Origin of the sequence: Mesorhizobium sp. B2-5-4, from assembly GCF_006441095.1 — a bacterium.
In the GTDB taxonomy this organism is placed as follows: Bacteria; Pseudomonadota; Alphaproteobacteria; order Rhizobiales; family Rhizobiaceae; genus Mesorhizobium; species Mesorhizobium salmacidum.
In genome coordinates this window covers 170,907-185,966 of sequence record NZ_VFUR01000001.1, presented here as the reverse complement: position 1 = coordinate 185,966, position 15,060 = coordinate 170,907, and the positions used below count along the sequence as shown (strand labels likewise).

Annotated in this window: 21 protein-coding genes; 8 read left to right on the top strand and 13 right to left on the bottom strand. The window is 63.2% G+C overall.

Annotated features, from left to right (window positions below):
- The first annotated feature begins 2 nt into the window (after positions 1-2).
- Positions 3-620, top strand: coding sequence for a leucyl/phenylalanyl-tRNA--protein transferase (gene aat / locus FJ492_RS00900; RefSeq protein ID WP_140508804.1), 618 nt, complete (start codon positions 3-5; stop codon positions 618-620).
- A gap of 10 nt (positions 621-630) precedes the next feature.
- Here the strand turns inward: aat and FJ492_RS00895 are convergent, their stop codons facing one another.
- From FJ492_RS00895 to FJ492_RS00885, 3 genes are all read right to left on the bottom strand, one after another.
- A complete protein-coding gene (locus FJ492_RS00895) occupies positions 631-1,014 on the bottom strand; it encodes a hypothetical protein (RefSeq protein ID WP_140768320.1) in 384 nt (127 codons plus the stop codon).
- 63 nt (positions 1,015-1,077) lie between these two features.
- Positions 1,078-1,695: a DUF2155 domain-containing protein gene (locus FJ492_RS00890; protein WP_140508802.1), complete on the bottom strand. Its 618-nt coding sequence runs from the start codon at positions 1,693-1,695 to the stop codon at positions 1,078-1,080.
- A 138-nt stretch (positions 1,696-1,833) separates the two neighbouring features.
- Positions 1,834-2,232, bottom strand: coding sequence for an NADH:ubiquinone oxidoreductase subunit NDUFA12 (locus FJ492_RS00885; RefSeq protein ID WP_140508800.1), 399 nt, complete (start codon positions 2,230-2,232; stop codon positions 1,834-1,836).
- A gap of 226 nt (positions 2,233-2,458) precedes the next feature.
- On the opposite strand from FJ492_RS00885, the gene panB reads away from it, so the two are divergent.
- The gene (gene panB, locus FJ492_RS00880; protein ID WP_140508798.1) at positions 2,459-3,301 is read left to right on the top strand and encodes a 3-methyl-2-oxobutanoate hydroxymethyltransferase; all 843 of its coding nucleotides are present in this window, start codon (positions 2,459-2,461) and stop codon (positions 3,299-3,301) included.
- Complete coding sequence (gene panC, locus FJ492_RS00875; protein WP_140508797.1) at positions 3,298-4,149, top strand: pantoate--beta-alanine ligase; 852 nt, start codon at positions 3,298-3,300, stop codon at positions 4,147-4,149. The genes panB and panC overlap by 4 nt, the downstream gene beginning before the upstream one ends.
- A gap of 50 nt (positions 4,150-4,199) precedes the next feature.
- Here the strand turns inward: panC and FJ492_RS28635 are convergent, their stop codons facing one another.
- Both FJ492_RS28635 and FJ492_RS00870 read right to left on the bottom strand, forming a co-directional pair.
- Positions 4,200-4,358 carry a hypothetical protein gene (locus tag FJ492_RS28635; protein ID WP_181166555.1) on the bottom strand — a complete coding sequence of 53 codons (159 nt, stop codon included), beginning with the start codon at positions 4,356-4,358 and terminating at the stop codon, positions 4,200-4,202.
- Between the two features lie 42 nt (positions 4,359-4,400).
- Positions 4,401-4,847 (bottom strand): iron-sulfur cluster assembly scaffold protein, encoded by a 447-nt coding sequence (locus FJ492_RS00870; protein ID WP_015317578.1) that lies wholly within the window; start codon positions 4,845-4,847, stop codon positions 4,401-4,403.
- 240 nt (positions 4,848-5,087) lie between these two features.
- Between FJ492_RS00870 and folE the strand changes: the two genes are divergently transcribed.
- The 5 genes from folE to FJ492_RS29035 all read left to right on the top strand — a co-directional run bounded on the left by folE (position 5,088) and on the right by FJ492_RS29035 (position 7,930).
- On the top strand, positions 5,088-5,723 hold the full coding sequence (gene folE / locus FJ492_RS00865) for a GTP cyclohydrolase I FolE (RefSeq protein ID WP_140768083.1): 636 nt from the start codon (positions 5,088-5,090) through the stop codon (positions 5,721-5,723).
- Between the two features lie 42 nt (positions 5,724-5,765).
- Positions 5,766-6,227: a phosphoribosyl-AMP cyclohydrolase gene (gene hisI, locus FJ492_RS00860; RefSeq protein WP_140768081.1), complete on the top strand. Its 462-nt coding sequence runs from the start codon at positions 5,766-5,768 to the stop codon at positions 6,225-6,227.
- A gap of 83 nt (positions 6,228-6,310) precedes the next feature.
- Positions 6,311-7,282, top strand: a complete 972-nt coding sequence (locus FJ492_RS00855; protein ID WP_140711471.1) for a patatin family protein — start codon at positions 6,311-6,313, stop codon at positions 7,280-7,282.
- A 91-nt stretch (positions 7,283-7,373) separates the two neighbouring features.
- On the top strand, positions 7,374-7,496 hold the full coding sequence (locus FJ492_RS29410) for a hypothetical protein (RefSeq protein WP_281408063.1): 123 nt from the start codon (positions 7,374-7,376) through the stop codon (positions 7,494-7,496).
- Positions 7,497-7,624: 128 nt separating this feature from the next.
- Positions 7,625-7,930 (top strand): dihydrofolate reductase family protein, encoded by a 306-nt coding sequence (locus tag FJ492_RS29035; RefSeq protein WP_246675863.1) that lies wholly within the window; start codon positions 7,625-7,627, stop codon positions 7,928-7,930.
- Positions 7,931-7,953: 23 nt separating this feature from the next.
- Here FJ492_RS29035 and recJ read toward each other — a convergent pair whose 3' ends face one another.
- The 8 genes from recJ to FJ492_RS00810 all read right to left on the bottom strand — a co-directional run bounded on the left by recJ (position 7,954) and on the right by FJ492_RS00810 (position 15,059).
- A complete protein-coding gene (gene recJ / locus FJ492_RS00845) occupies positions 7,954-9,735 on the bottom strand; it encodes a single-stranded-DNA-specific exonuclease RecJ (protein ID WP_140768318.1) in 1,782 nt (593 codons plus the stop codon).
- A 107-nt stretch (positions 9,736-9,842) separates the two neighbouring features.
- Entirely contained in the window at positions 9,843-10,067 is a 225-nt protein-coding gene (locus tag FJ492_RS00840) for a DUF6434 domain-containing protein (RefSeq protein ID WP_140508790.1), read from the bottom strand.
- Positions 10,068-10,139: 72 nt separating this feature from the next.
- Positions 10,140-11,123, bottom strand: coding sequence for a class II fructose-bisphosphatase (gene glpX, locus FJ492_RS00835; RefSeq protein WP_140711468.1), 984 nt, complete (start codon positions 11,121-11,123; stop codon positions 10,140-10,142).
- Between the two features lie 201 nt (positions 11,124-11,324).
- The gene (locus FJ492_RS00830) at positions 11,325-11,492 is read right to left on the bottom strand and encodes a Thivi_2564 family membrane protein (protein WP_084637105.1); all 168 of its coding nucleotides are present in this window, start codon (positions 11,490-11,492) and stop codon (positions 11,325-11,327) included.
- Between the two features lie 75 nt (positions 11,493-11,567).
- Positions 11,568-11,927 carry a hypothetical protein gene (locus FJ492_RS00825; RefSeq protein WP_140768079.1) on the bottom strand — a complete coding sequence of 120 codons (360 nt, stop codon included), beginning with the start codon at positions 11,925-11,927 and terminating at the stop codon, positions 11,568-11,570.
- 126 nt (positions 11,928-12,053) lie between these two features.
- A complete protein-coding gene (locus FJ492_RS00820; RefSeq protein WP_140711466.1) occupies positions 12,054-13,367 on the bottom strand; it encodes a homoserine dehydrogenase in 1,314 nt (437 codons plus the stop codon).
- 37 nt (positions 13,368-13,404) lie between these two features.
- Positions 13,405-14,622 carry an LL-diaminopimelate aminotransferase gene (locus FJ492_RS00815; RefSeq protein ID WP_015317568.1) on the bottom strand — a complete coding sequence of 406 codons (1,218 nt, stop codon included), beginning with the start codon at positions 14,620-14,622 and terminating at the stop codon, positions 13,405-13,407.
- Positions 14,623-14,666: 44 nt separating this feature from the next.
- Positions 14,667-15,059, bottom strand: a complete 393-nt coding sequence (locus FJ492_RS00810) for a hypothetical protein (protein WP_140768077.1) — start codon at positions 15,057-15,059, stop codon at positions 14,667-14,669.
- Position 15,060: the final 1 nt, after the last annotated feature.

The window sequence follows — 15,060 nt, the reverse complement described above, 5'->3', positions numbered from 1 at the left end:
CGATGACCCGACCCTACGCGCCAGGCTATCGCATTCCCACCGACCTTCTGCTCAAGGCATACGCCTCGGGCGTCTTTCCGATGGCCGAGAGTGCTGGTGATCCGGAGGTCTTCTGGGTGCGGCCGGAGACGCGCGGCATCATCCCGCTCGCAGGTTTTCACATACCCAGAAGCCTGAAGAAGACGATCCGCAAGCACGCATTCGAAATTCGTTTCGACTTCGATTTCGAGGCGACGATCGACGGTTGTGCCGAGAAGCGCGAAGAGCGCCGCTCGACCTGGATCAATGCGCCGATCCGCGAGGCCTACGTGCAGTTGCACCGCATGGGGCACTGCCATTCGGTCGAGGCCTGGCGCGAGGGGCGTCTGGTCGGCGGGCTCTATGGAGTCTCGCTGGGGCGGGTGTTTTTCGGCGAAAGCATGTTTTCCAAGGAGACGGACGCGTCGAAGACCTGCCTGGTGCATCTCGTCGAGCGCCTGAAGGCTCGGGGCTTCGCGCTGCTCGATACGCAGTTCACCACCGAACACCTCAAGCGCTTCGGCGCCGTCGACGTGCCGCGCGGCAAATACGAAAAGATGCTGGCCGACGCGCTGAAAGGTGAAGCGGTCTTTTTTCCGTAGGGATCAAGGCCTATTTGGCGGTGGCCGCCAGCGGCGTCTGCGCATGGAACATCATCTTCCAGCCGTTGGCGCGATGGACGTAGCCGGTGCTGACCAGCGCTGCATAGGGCTCGCCATTCTCCCTCGTCGCGCGCGCTTCGTAAGTCAGCATGACAATATCGCTACCGGGTTCGATTATTCCCTTGAGCTCGATGTCGAGGTCGCGCCAGCGGTTGAGTTTGGTTGCGGTCTTGGCCAGATCGGCATTGTCCATCGCCTGTGCCATCTGCGGAAACGCTACCAGGCATTCGGTATCAACATTGGCAGCATAGTAGCTGGCGTCACCCGTCCAGAACCCTTTTTCGAGTTCCAGCAACTCGGCCTTGTTGGCCATGATCCGCTTGCTGTCCGACATTGGCGTGTCCTCCACGCGCGTGGTGATTGTCCAACGCGCGCCAGCCATGGCGGTTCCAAGAGATCAGTTGGTGTCCGTCGTATCCGGTTCCGCGGCGTCGTCGGGCTGTGCCGCGTCCGGACTGACCGTGGGCTTTGGCTTGGCCGAGGCAGACTGGGTTGCGGCTGGCTTCGAAGCGTCGGTTTTCGCCCCGTCGGCCTTGGTCGCACCACTCTTGCCAGCGTCGGGCGCCGGCACATCCGACTTCTGCTTGCACGCCTTCAACCAGACGTCATAGACGGCATGTTCGACGGCATTGAGACCCGGGCTTTCGGCGAACATCCAGCCAGTGAAGATGCGGCGGATCTTGCGGTCGAGCGTGATCTCGTCCACCTCGACGAAGGAGTCGGTCTTCGGCTCTTCGTTCTCCGGCCGGGAATAGCAGACGCGTGGCGTAACCTGCAGGGCGCCGAACTGCACAGTCTCATCGATATAAACATCGAAAGTAATGATGCGGCCGGTGATCTTGTCGATGCCAGCGAACTCGGCGACCGGGTTGGTGATGCGATCCGATCCCGCGGGCGCCGTCGGCGCCGGAGCGGCGGGTGCAGGTGCGGGTGAAGCCGAAAAGGCGACGGTGCTGACGGCGAGGCTGGCGGCTAGCGCCAGACCGCCTGTCGATATCAGGTTGAAAAAGCTCATGCAGGGGTACCGGTGGTTCGCGCCCAGGTGATTCCGTCGATCGCCAAGGCTAGTCGCCGTTTTCTGATCAGCAAGCAGCTAAACACCAATTGTGGCGATAAAGGACCGGCCTGCACCTTACCGTTACAACCCGCGCCGTTACGACCCCGGCGTCCATGCGTCGTAATCGCCGGTGACCTGCGGGCGATGTTGATTGGTCAGCAGCGAGCCCTTCGGACGATAGGCCGCTGGCGTGCCGGTCAGATTTGGTAGATGCGGCTTTTGCCATTCGCGCGGCCGGTAGTCATCGCTGGGGGGAGCGACATCGACCCGATGGTGAATCCAGCCGTGCCAGCCAGGCGGGATGGCCGAGGCTTCCGAATAGTTGCGGTAGATGACCCAGCGACGTGTGCGGCCTTCCGAATCGATGCCGCCTTCGTAATAGACATTGCCGGCCTCGTCCTGGCCGACTTCCTTGCCGTGCCGCCAGGTGTGCAGGCGCGTTCCCAGCGTCTGGCTGTTCCACCAGGTGAAAAACTGCGTCAGGAAAGTCTTCATTTCAGAACCCTCGCGCTGGCGGCGCCCGTTTCCTGCTTATGGCGTCAGGCCTTCGGGAAGGCAAGGGTTTTGCCACGGGGAGCGGCAAATGGCGCGCCAGGGCCCGACACAAGCCTGTGATCCCAAGGGGTGGCCGGATGCGCGCTTGCCAAGCCTTGCCGCTCTTTCTAAAGCTCTGCGCGCCCATGCGGAAATCTATCCGGCCGGGGGCAGAAGGAGGCGACGATTGGCCACGCAATTGCCGACCACCGATATCCGCATCGGCGCCGACCTGATTCGCCGCCGCAAGGGCGGCACGCCGATCGTCTGCCTCACCGCCTACACCTACCCGATCGCCCGCCTGCTCGATCCCTATGTCGACCTGCTCCTGGTCGGCGACAGCGTCGCCATGGTCCTGCATGGCCATGAGACGACGCTGGGCGCCTCGCTGGAGATGATGATCGCGCACGGCCAAGCCGTGATGCGGGGCTCGGCCAAGGCCTGCGTCGTCGTCGACATGCCGGCCGGTACTTATGAGGATTCAGCCGCGCAGGCCGTGGCCTCGGCGCGGCGCATCGTCGGCGAGTGCGGCTGCCAGGCAGTGAAACTCGAGGGAGGCGTCGACATGGCCGCTCAGATCGCGGCGATCGTGGCCGCCGATATCCCGGTCATGGGCCATATCGGCCTCCAGCCGCAATCGGTGGAAAAGGATGGCGGCTACAAGATCAAGGGTCGCACGGACGAGAATGTGGCCGCCCTGATCGCCGACGCGAGCGCGGTCGAGAAAGCCGGTGCGTTTTCCCTGGTCATCGAAGGAACGGTAGAGACGGTCGCCGCGGACATCACCCGCCGCATCGCCATTCCAACGATTGGCATCGGCGCCAGCGGCGAGTGCGACGGCCAGATCCTGGTCATCGACGACATGGTCGGGCTAACAGTCGATCGCGTGCCTAAATTCGTCAAGCAGTATGCCGACCTGCGCAGTGTGATCCAGCATGCCGCCGAGCGCTACGCATCGGAGGTGCGGGACCGCGATTTCCCCGGCCCCACCCACGTCTTCTCGAGAACAAATGGCAGGGATGAATCATGAGCCGGCCCGACGTCGTCGACAGCGTTGCCGCGCTTCGCGCGCGAATTAGCGACTGGCGGCGCGATGGGCTGCGCATCGCCTTGGTGCCGACCATGGGGGCATTGCATGACGGGCATCTTTCGCTGATCAAGATCGCGCTCGAAAGAGCGGATCGCTGCGTGGTGTCGATCTTCGTCAATCCGACGCAGTTCGCGCCGAGCGAGGATCTCGACAAGTACCCGCGCCAGTTGGCCCGCGACCTCGACATGCTGGCGACGGCCAAGGCAGATCTTGCCTTCACGCCTGATGTCAGCGAGATGTATCCCGCCGGTTTTGCCACGAGAATCTCGGTCGGCGGCCCGTCAGCCGGGCTCGAAACGGACTTTCGCCCCACCTTTTTCGACGGCGTCGCCACCGTGGTGGCCAAGCTTCTCCTGCAGGCTGCACCCGACGTCGCCATCTTTGGCGAAAAGGATTATCAGCAGCTTTGCGTCGTCAGGCAGCTTTGCCGCGACCTCGACCTGCCTGTCGAAGTCATCGGCGCGCCGACCATACGCGATGCGCATGGCCTCGCCATGTCGTCGCGCAACGCCTATCTCGATGAAGCCGAACTCCGGATCGCGCGCCAGCTCAACCTTATCCTGCGCAAGGCGGCGGCGGCGCTGGCGGCGGGCGCAGGTCAAGAGGAAACGATCGCAGACGCAAGCCGCGCCCTGATCGCGGCCGGCTTCCAGAAGGTCGATTACGTCAAGGCCCGCGAAAGCCTGACACTTACGCCATGGCGGCATGACCGAGCGGGCCGCGTTCTCGCTGCCGCCTGGCTGGGAAAAACCAGGCTGATCGACAATGTGGAAGTTCCCACCGCCTGATCGGCGCGCGCTGAAAGCTCCGGCCTGAGCCGCTGCCTGGCAGGATCCGGCTACGTTGCCTTCTTGTATTTTTCGAGAAGTTTATCGAGGTCATTGACGTCCAGAGGCAGATGTCCCGCCGCCGGATCGTCTGCCGGGTTGAATGTGACGACGATGTCGCGCCACAAATCATAGTGGGCGGCGACGGCGGGTGGGTCCCGCCAGGGCACGGCCGATCACTTATGCAATAACCGTAAGGTCAAAGCCCACGCTCAGGCCGCTTCGTCGGCGCGCTTCTTTTCGATCTGGCCGATGGCGTCGACCACGGCGTCGAAGGTCAGCATGGTTGACGCATGGCGCGCCTTATAGTCGCGCACCGGCTCCAAATAGCCGAGGTCGGCGAAGCGTCCTTCGGGTGGCGCGCCGTTCTCCTTCAGCATCTTCAGCATGGTCTCGCGCACCGCGCGCAATTCCTCGGCACTGGCGCCGACGACATGTTGCGCCATGATCGAGGACGATGCCTGTCCGAGCGCGCAGGCTTTCACGTCGTGGGCGAAGTCGGTGACCACGCCGTCCTCCATCTTGAGGTCGACGGTAACGGTCGACCCGCACAGCTTGGAATGCGCCTTCGCGGTCGCGTCGGGATGATCGAGCCGGCCGATGCGGGCGATGTTTCCGGCAAAACCGAGAATTTTCGCGTTGTAGACGTCGTTGATCATTATTTTCCAATCCGTCGCCGCCAAGCAAACAGCGATTGCCGTTGTTGCGTCTTTCATTCGCCCGGCACGACCATATATAATGCTTGCAGTCCGGTATCGACAAGGCGGCGAGAGCCACTGTCCTTGCCGGGAAGTTCACGCCGCTTACGGGGCTGGAAACGGGGCGAGTTTCCGACACCGAAAGGTCGTGGTCCGTTCAACTCGTTCCTCCTGAGAGAGGGACTACGGGAGACGCCTTTTATGGATGCCGTCATCAAGAAACTCATGCCCCAGTCGGCCTATATGGAAAAGCCGGTCACCGACCGCCCGAGCGAGGCCGAAGTCGAGGCCGCCGTGCGCACATTGCTGCGCTGGACCGGCGACAACCCGGATCGCGAGGGTTTGATCGATACCCCCAAGCGGGTGGCCAAGGCGTTCCGTGAAATGTTCGGCGGCTATGATATGTGCCCAGCCGAGGAGCTTGGCCGTACTTTCGAGGAGGTCGCCGGCTACGACGATCTCGTGATCGTCAAGGACATCCAGTTCCATTCGCATTGCGAGCACCACATGGTGCCGATCATCGGCAAGGCGCATGTCGGCTATCTGCCTGACGGCAAGGTCGTCGGCCTGTCCAAGATCGCGCGCGTCGTCGATATCTTCGCCCATCGCCTGCAGACGCAGGAAGCCCTGACCGCGCAGATTGCCGGGGTCATCCAGGACGTGCTCAACCCGCGCGGCGTCGCTGTCATGATCGAGGCCGAGCACATGTGCATGGCCATGCGCGGCATCCGCAAGCAGGGCTCAATCACGCTGACCTCCACCTTCACCGGCGTCTTCAAGGATACGCCCGAAGAGCAGGTTCGTTTTGTCACCATGGTGCGCGGCGGCAGGGCGTAAGCCCCTTGCCGACGTCACGGTCAACAGGAAAATGGACCGGCAATGTCGGCACTGGAATTTCCGAAAGCTCCCTCGGACAAGAAGATCCTGGAAGAAGGCACGGTGTTCTCGCCGCGCTTCGATGCCGCTGGTCTTGTCACCGTCGTCGTAACCGATGCCGCCGACGGCATGCTGCTGATGGTCGCGCATATGAATGCGCAGGCGCTGGCGCTGACGCTGGAGACCGGCATTGCCCATTACTGGTCGCGCTCGCGCAACGCACTCTGGAAGAAGGGCGAAACCTCGGGCAATTTCCAGCATGTCGTCGAGATGCTCACGGATTGTGACCAGGACGCCATATGGTTGCGCGTCAAAGTGTTGGGCCACGACGCAACTTGTCACACTGGCCGGCGTTCATGCTTTTATCGGACGGTGGGGCTGATCGACGGCAAGGGGACGCTTGCCGACGACGGCAGCAAGCCGCTGCTCGATGCGGAAAACACCTATCGAAAGCCATCAGCTTGAACCTTCTGCCTCACAGCGATCACATAGATTCATCATTTCGATACGGCCCATCCGTATAGTAGCCTGGGACAAGGGAGATCATGATGCTCGAATGGGCGTCATTGCCTAACAGACCAGATGTCAGGGAGGCCAACGGCCTGTCCTCGGCCGGCGGCGCATCCGCGACAAAATCTCCAAAGAAAACCGGCATTTCGCTCGCGCTCGGCGGCGGTTGCGCCAGAGGCTGGGCTCATATCGGCGTGCTGCGGGCGCTCGATGAAGCCGGCATCGAAGTTTCCATGATCGCCGGCACCTCGATCGGTGCCCTGGTCGGCGGCTGTTATCTCGCCGGCAAACTGAATGAGCTGGAAGAGTTCGCCCGGAGCCTCACAAGGCGGCGCATCTTCGGCCTGCTCGATCTCAACCTGCGCGGCAGCGGCCTCTTCGGCGGCATGAAGCTGGACGCGCGCCTGCGCGAGCACGTGGCTGGTATCCGCTTCGACGATCTGCCCAAGCCATTTGTCTGCGTCGCGTCGGAAATCCGCACCGGCCACGAGATCTGGCTGTCGAGCGGCTCGCTGATCACGGCCATGCGCGCATCCTACGCGCTGCCGGGCGTGTTCGAGCCGGTCGATTGCAACGGCCGCGTGCTGGTCGACGGAGCGCTGGTCAATCCGGTGCCCGTTTCGGTCTGCCGCGCCTACGAGCAGCCGCTCGTCGTGGCGGTCAACCTCCACTACGACCTGTTCGGCCGCGCCGCCGTGATCAAACACAGTGCCGGCGAGCTGGTTATCGAAAAGGATGCGCCAAGGCCCGGCCAGGTCAACTCCCAGCACCAATCGCACCAGACGCGTCTGGGCATCACCGGCGTGATGGTGGAAGCCTTCAACATCATCCAGGACCGCATTTCACGGGCGAGGCTTGCCGGCGATCCGCCCGACATGTCGCTGCAGCCCAAGCTCAGCCATATCGGCCTCACCGAGTTCCACCGGGCCGACGAGGCGATCCAGATCGGCTATCAGGCCACGATGGCGCAGATCAGCGAACTGACGCGGCTGCAGACGGTTCTCGCCTAGATCATCTCATCAAGCTCTATTCGCTTCGGCATAAACTGATTGCAAATGCAATTAGTTATGGTGATCTGGGCCGATCGAAGCGGAGATGCCGATGGCCAGGATTGTCTATTCCATGCTGACGTCGTTGGATGGCTATATCGCCCGATCGGACGAGGACATCGGCTTGCCGGTGCCCGAAGCGGAGCTGCACCAGCATTTCAACGACATCATGTGACAGGCCTCCGCCGTACTCGCGGGACGGCGCATGTACGAAACGATGCGCTTCTGGGACAGTCCTGAGCGCGAGACCGGACCGACGAGGTCGAGCGGGATTTTGCCCAGGCATGGCGCGAAACGCCGAAGATCGTTTTCTCGACCACGCTTCGGCAAGTCGGGTTCAACGCCCGCTTGGTGGATGACGATGCCGAGAACACGGTACGAACCCTCAAGGCGCATGCCGATGGCCTCGTCATCCTCGGCGGTGCCGACCTTGCGGCCTCTCTGATGCGAGCCGGTCTCATCGACGAATACCGGCTCTATATGCATCCTGTGGTGCTGGGTGACGGCAAGCCTTATTTCCAATCCGGCCTGTCGCTGGCGCTGAAACCGCTCGATACGGAAAGTCTTACCCAGGGCGTGACGTTGCTGCGTTATGCGCCGGCCGGCTGAATTGCCCGGTTTCCGCCGCGCGCCTACGCCCGTGCGGCATCGATAATGCGAAATTGCACCGTACGGTTGCCATTCCAGTGATTGCCCGACAGCGAGCCGGCGACATGCATCGTCTTGCCCCGGTTCTTGAACAGGAATTCGCCAAGCACCGTGTCGACGGCGCGAAAGGCGATCGCCTGGATGCGGCCGCCGCTCTCCGACTGTAAGTCGGCGCGAATATGATTGGTGCCGACCGGCCTGATATCGACGAGCCGATGGCGCGGCAAAGCGAAAACCGGCGCGATATGCCCGGCGCCGAAAGGGCCCGCCTTCTCCAGGGCGTCGAGCAGGCCTAGCGTCGCGCCTTCCGCGGCAAGCGCGCCATCGATGGCCAGGGTTTCCTCATCCTGCAACCGGAAAACGTCGGCGGCCGCCCGCTCCTCGAAGAAGGCCCTGAGCTCGCCCAGCCTTGCGCGCTCGACTGTGATGCCAGCAGCCATACCATGGCCGCCGCCCTTGACGATGAGCCCGGCATTGGCGGCTTCGCGCACCAGCCGGCCAAGGTCGAAACCCGACACCGACCGGCCCGAGCCGGTGCCGGTGCCGCTGGCGTTGAAGGCGATGGCGAAGGCCGGCCGCCGAGCGTGATCCTTCAGTCGTGAGGCAAGCAGGCCGACAATGCCGGGGTGCCAGTTGTTGCTGGCGGTGACGACGATTGCCGGGCCGCTGCCGCCCGCGAGCTCGGCATCGGCCTCGGCGCGCGCGGCGGCGAGCATCTCCTGCTCCATCAGCTGCCGTTCCTGGTTCAGCCGGTCGAGCGTCTCGGCGATGCTCTGCGCCTCGACCGGATCGTCCGTTGCAAGCAGCCGGCTGCCGAGCGCCGCATCGCCGATGCGCCCGCCCGCATTGATGCGCGGGCCGATCAGATAGGCGAGATGGAAGGTGCTGATCGGCTCGCCGATGCGTGACACCCGCGCAAGGGCAGCCATCCCCTCATTCTTCTGCTGCCGCGCCACTTGCAGGCCCTTGACGACGAAGGCGCGATTGACGCCCGTGAGCGGCACCACGTCGCAGACGGTGGCAAGCGCGACGAGATCGAGCAGCGAAAGCAGATCCGGCGGCGTGGCGTCGGTCATCGCGCGCAGCACCTTCGCGGTTTGCACCAGAGCGAGAAAGACCACGCCGGCGGCACAGAGATGACCCTGTCCGGAAAGGTCGTCGTCGCGGTTTGGATTGACGACGGCATGCGCCGCCGGCAGCGCGCCGCCAACCTGGTGGTGGTCCAGCACCACCACATCGGCGCCCGCCTCCTTGGCGGCCTCGACGGAGGCGGCGCTGTTGGTGCCGCAATCGACGGTGACGATCAGCGTCGCGCCGCGCGAGACCAGTTCGCGCATGGCGTCGGGATTGGGACCGTAGCCCTCGAAAATACGATCCGGGATATAGATTTCCGACGGCACCGAGAAATGCATGAGAAACCGCTTCAGCAAGGCCGAGGAGGCCGCGCCATCGACGTCGTAATCGCCGAAGATCGCTATTTTCTCCCGGGCAATGACGGCGGCGGCGATGCGGATAGCAGCCTTGTCCATGTCGGTCAGCGAGGCCGGATTCGGCAACAGGTCACGGATCGTCGGGTCGAGAAACCGTTCGGTCTCATCGACGGCAACGCCGCGTCCGGCAAGAACGCGCGCGACGATGTCGGGCACGCCATGACCCTGCGCGATGGCAAGCGCGATCATGTCCTGCCGTTCGGTCAGCCGGTGCTCCCAGGAGAGACCGGTCGCCGACTGCCTGACATCGAGGAAGAGGCGCCTGTCGCCCATCATGCGCTTTGCCAACTCATGGTTGGCGGCAGGATAATGCATGTCGCCCAAAAGTGTGCAGCGGTTTTGAGATAATGACATGCAGGCGTCGCAGAAGAATTCAAGAAAAACTACGCTTTCCGCTTTTCAGCCTGGCGCCGGACCCACTCGTCGGCTGCATCTCCCATCGTTTTTTCCCGACCGTCCTTGAGCCATGCCATGAAGGGTCGATCGAACCTAAACGTGTCGCCGCATTCGCGGGTAAGAAAGCGGCGCACGTTCTGGGTGTTGCGGTAGGATTTCGTCACAGGAGTGGCACGCGAAATCGGATCCGCGTGCCAGTCGAACACCGTCATCGTTAGTCCTTGCGCGGCCAGCTTCAGATGCAGCCAATGGCTAACAACTGCGGCCCGGCTTCGCAAGCAGGTCTAGAACTTATCCAGATCCTGGTGCCGGGCCTTGATCTCCCGCACGGTACGCGACGAGGAGCGCAGCACGATCGTATGCGTGGTGATGTAGGTTCGGCCGAACTTGACGCCGGCCAGCATGTTGCCGTCGGTGACGCCGGTGGCCGCGAACAGCACATCGCCGCGCGCCATGTCCTCGGCCCGATAAACCCGCTTCGGATCGGCAATCCCCATATTGGCCGCGCGGGCGACCTTCTCGGGCGTATCGAGGATCAGCCGGCCCAGCATCTGGCCGCCGGTGCAGCGCAGGGCGGCCGCGGCCAGAACGCCTTCCGGTGCGCCTCCGGTGCCGAGATAGATGTCGATTCCGGTTTCTTCCGGGTCGGTGGTGTGGATGACGCCGGCGACGTCGCCGTCGCCGATCAGCCGGATCGCGGCGCCGGTGGCACGCACGGCGTCGATCAGCTTGGCGTGGCGCGGCCGGTCGAGGATGCAGGCCGTGATATCGGACACAGCGACGCCCTTCGCCCGGGCGAGGCTGGCGATGTTCTCGGCCGGCGTGGCATCGATGTCGATGACGCCTTCGGCGTAACCCGGACCGACCGCGATCTTGTCCATGTAGACGTCGGGCGCGAACAGCAGGCTGCCCTTCTCGGCGATCGCGATCACGGCAAGCGCGTTCGGCAGGTTCTTGGCGCAGATTGTCGTGCCTTCGAGCGGATCGAGCGCGATATCGACCGCCGGGCCTTTGCCGGTCCCGACCTCCTCGCCGATATAGAGCATCGGCGCCTCGTCTCGCTCGCCCTCGCCGATCACCACCGTGCCCTTGATGGCGAGGCGGTTGAGTTCCTCGCGCATGGCGTCGACGGCGACCTGGTCGGCAGCTTTTTCGTCGCCGCGGCCGCGCAGCCGGGCGGCCGCGACGGCGGCCCGTTCGGTGACGCGCACCAGTTCCATGGTGAGTATCCGGTCAAGGCCGGCGACGATGTTCTGGGCCACATTCATTTCGGCAAATCCTCGTTTGATGCCGCCTCCCGCCGGAGGCGCGCCTGTTTTGTCAAACGAGCATGACAACGGCAAGACCTACCGGCAGCTTTATCGAAAGGACAGCAATATCAATCGATTGAACCGCATTCCTGAAACAATGCCCACCGGTTCGAGACGACCCGGGCCAATACGAAGCGGAAAATTCCCGTTCCTCGCAGCCTAGAAAACCGCGAGGTATTTGAGCAGCGAAACAATGCCGATGATGATGACGATGATCTGCACGATCTGTCTCATTCTGGCGTCGAGCGGCAGTCGCTGGACGAGATACAGAACCAGGATAATGACCAGGAATGTAATGAGAATGCCGATCAGCATGGACGACGCCATGATACCCTCCCCGAGACGGCCGTGTTGAAAAACGTAGCGAGATGGTGCGGCCGGCCAAGCTGGCCGCCCTTGCGGCTAATGGTACCAGCGGCGCGGCGTGTCGTTCATCGACTGGCCGATCGCGAGGCCGGCCAAGAAGCCAAGTAAGCCGATCACCCCAACCACTGCGGTCGTCGTGCCCGGATTTTCGCGCGCGGCTTCTGAAACGGACTGAGCCTGGCTGCGCAACTGCTGCGCTGTCCGCGAGGCGCGGGAAGCAGCTGTATCGTAGAAATCCGATGCCTGTTCGCTGGCGTCATCGAGCACTTCCGCGCTGCGCGCCGAAATGCTCTTGTTGATCTTGGTGATCTCCTTGCGCAGGTCGGCGATCTGCTTTTCCAGCGTCTTCTGGATGTCCTCGATGTCAGGAGGGCCGGATTTGTTGGTATCAGCCATGAAGCGGCTCCCTTGGTTGCTGACCAAGAGAACGGTGCCGACGCCAATTCGTTCCGGGCGGCAGTGGTATCCTCACAGAACGGAAATGCGCCGCCGGTGGTTATGCCCGCGACGACGAGGCCGCTGCTACCCTGCTCGCTCGATGCGGATGACCTGCGGCTTGTCGGTCAGATGGCCGTCTTTGGTGATGCCGTCGACGGCCTTGCGCACGGCGGCCTCGGTGGTCTCGTGGGTGACGAGGATCACCGTCTTCTGCGCCGCCGCCTCACCGCTGACCGCGTGCTGGACGATCGATTCCAGCGAAATATCATTGTCGGCCATGCGCTTGGCGATTGCTGCGAACACGCCGATGCGGTCATGCACGGTCAGCCGGATGAAGTAGCCGCCGGCGTGGCTGCGCATCTGCGCCTTCTTATACGGTTTCAGCTCCTTCGCCGGCAGGCCGAAGACAGGACCATGCTGAAAGCCTGGCCGGCTCTTGGCGATGTCGGCGACGTCGCCGATGACCGCCGAGGCGGTGGCGTTGCCGCCGGCGCCGGGACCGGAGAGCAGCAATTCGCCCAAAATGTCGGTCTCGATCGCCACCGCATTGGTGACGCCATGCACCTGCGCGATGACGGAAGCCGTCGGCACCATGGTCGGATGCACGCGCTGCTCGATGCCGCTTTCGGTACGCTGGGCGACGCCGAGCAGCTTGATCCGGTAGCCAAGATCGCCTGCCGCACGGATGTCGGCCTGGGTGATGTTGGAAATGCCTTCCATGTAGATGTCGTTGGCGGCAATCCTGGTGCCGAAAGCAAGGCTGGTCAGGATCGACAGCTTGTGCGCGGTGTCATGGCCCTCGATGTCGAAGGTCGGATCGGCTTCGGCATAACCCAGCCGTTGCGCGTCCTTCAGCACGACGTCGAAGGAAACGCCCTCGGCCTCCATGCGCGTCAGGATATAGTTGCAGGTGCCGTTGAGAATGCCGAACACACGGCTGACCGAGTTGCCGGCCATCGCTTCGCGCATCGTCTTGATGACGGGAATGCCACCTGCCACCGCGGCCTCGTAGTTGAGCAGCACGCCCTTCTTCTCGGCGATTTCGGCAAGCGCCACGCCATGCTTGGCAAGCAGCGCCTTATTGGCGGTGACGACATGGCAGCCGGCTTCGAGCGCCGCCTTCACAGAGGCACGCGCCGGCCCCTCATCGCCGCCGATCAGCTCGACGAAAACGTCGATCTCAGCGGTCTGTGCCATCTTCACCGGATCGTCGAACCAGTTCGCGGAGCTCAGATCGGTACCACGGTCGCGTTTCCGGTCGCGTGCCGAAACCGCCGACACGATGATGTCGCGCCCGCATTGGCGGGTCAACTCCGCCGCCTTGTCGCGCAACACGCGCGCCACCGATGCACCGACCGTGCCAAGTCCGGCAATTCCAACACGCAGTGCTTCAGCCATGGAAGGCGGCGCCCCTCAAATCAGATCGAATTTGTATTTACCGGTGGGCGGAAAGCGGCACCACATTGTTGGGCTGCTTGGCGCTGGCAGACAGGAAGCGCTTGATGTTGCGCGCCGCCTGGCGGATCCGGTGCTCGTTCTCGACCAGCGCCACGCGCACGAAATCGTCGCCATGCTCGCCGAAGCCGACACCGGGCGCCACCGCGACGTCGGCATGCTCGATGAGCAGCTTGGAGAATTCGAGGGATCCCAGATGCCGGAACGGCTCCGGGATCGGCGCCCAGGCGAACATCGAGGCTGCCGGTGCCGGAATGGTCCATCCGGCGCGGCCGAACGCATCGACCATCACGTCGCGGCGCTTGTGATAGATGTCACGCACTTCGGCGATGTCGGCGCCGTCGCCATTGAGCGCGTGCGCGGCCGCCACCTGGATCGGCGTGAAGGCACCGTAATCGAGATAGGATTTGACCCGGGTCAGCGCCGAGATCAGCCGTTCATTGCCCACGGCGAAGCCCATGCGCCAGCCGGGCATGGAAAAGGTTTTCGACATCGAGGTGAACTCGACGCAGACATCGATGGCGCCCGGCACCTGCAGTACCGAGGGTGGCGGATTGCCGTCGAAGTAGATTTCGGAATAGGCAAGGTCGGACAGGATGATGATGTCGTTCTTCTTGGCGAAGGCCACCACGTCCTTGTAGAAATCGAGCGAGGCGACCAGCGCCGTCGGGTTCGACGGATAGTTGAGGATCAGCGCCAGCGGCTTCGGGATCGAATGGCGGACGCCGCGCTCGAGCGCGGGAATGAAGCCATCATCTGGCTCGACCTGCAGCGAGCGGATGACGCCGCCCGACATGATGAAGCCGAAAGCGTGGATCGGATAGGTCGGGTTGGGGCACAGGATCACGTCGCCCGGCGCGGTGATCGCCTGCGCCATGTTGGCGAAACCTTCCTTCGAGCCAAGCGTGGCGACCACCTGGGTGTCGGGGTTGAGCTTCACGCCGAAGCGGCGGGCATAGTAGTTTGCCTGGGCGCGGCGCAGGCCGGGAATGCCGCGCGATGAGGAATAGCGGTGCGTCCGCGGATCGCGCACCACCTCGCACAATTTGTCGACGATGGCCTTGGGCGTCGGCAGGTCCGGATTGCCCATGCCGAGGTCGACGATATCGGCACCGCGCGAACGGGCGCTGGCCTTGAGCCGGTTGACCTGCTCGAACACGTAAGGCGGAAGCCGGCGGACCTTGTGAAATTCTTCCATGGCAGTTCCAGACAGCAAGGGAGCGTTGGGCGCGCGCTATATACTCATTTGCAGGTAGGGTCGAGGGCGGGGTCGCATTTGCCTTCGATCTGCTTCAGCGTCTGCGGGCCATGTTTCTTGGCGAGATCGGTCAGCGCCGCCTGGTTGGTGACGGCCACGCCGCCGCTCTTGGCGCCTTGCCCGTTCTCGTCGGCCTTCAGTTGGGCGAGCTTGGCGTTCTTCTCGGTCTCGGTGAATTGTTTCGCCGCCACTTGCGGCGGGATGTTCAGGTTCGGAAAGGTACCGGTGTCCTTCGGACCCGCGTCGGTGGCCATCGGCACCGGACCGCCGGTATTTGTGCTCGAGCATCCGGCAACGCCCAGGAGCATGATTGTCGCGCCGATGCGGCAAAAGTGGCCGGCACCGAAAAAAACAGTCTCGCCAAACTTAATCGTCATA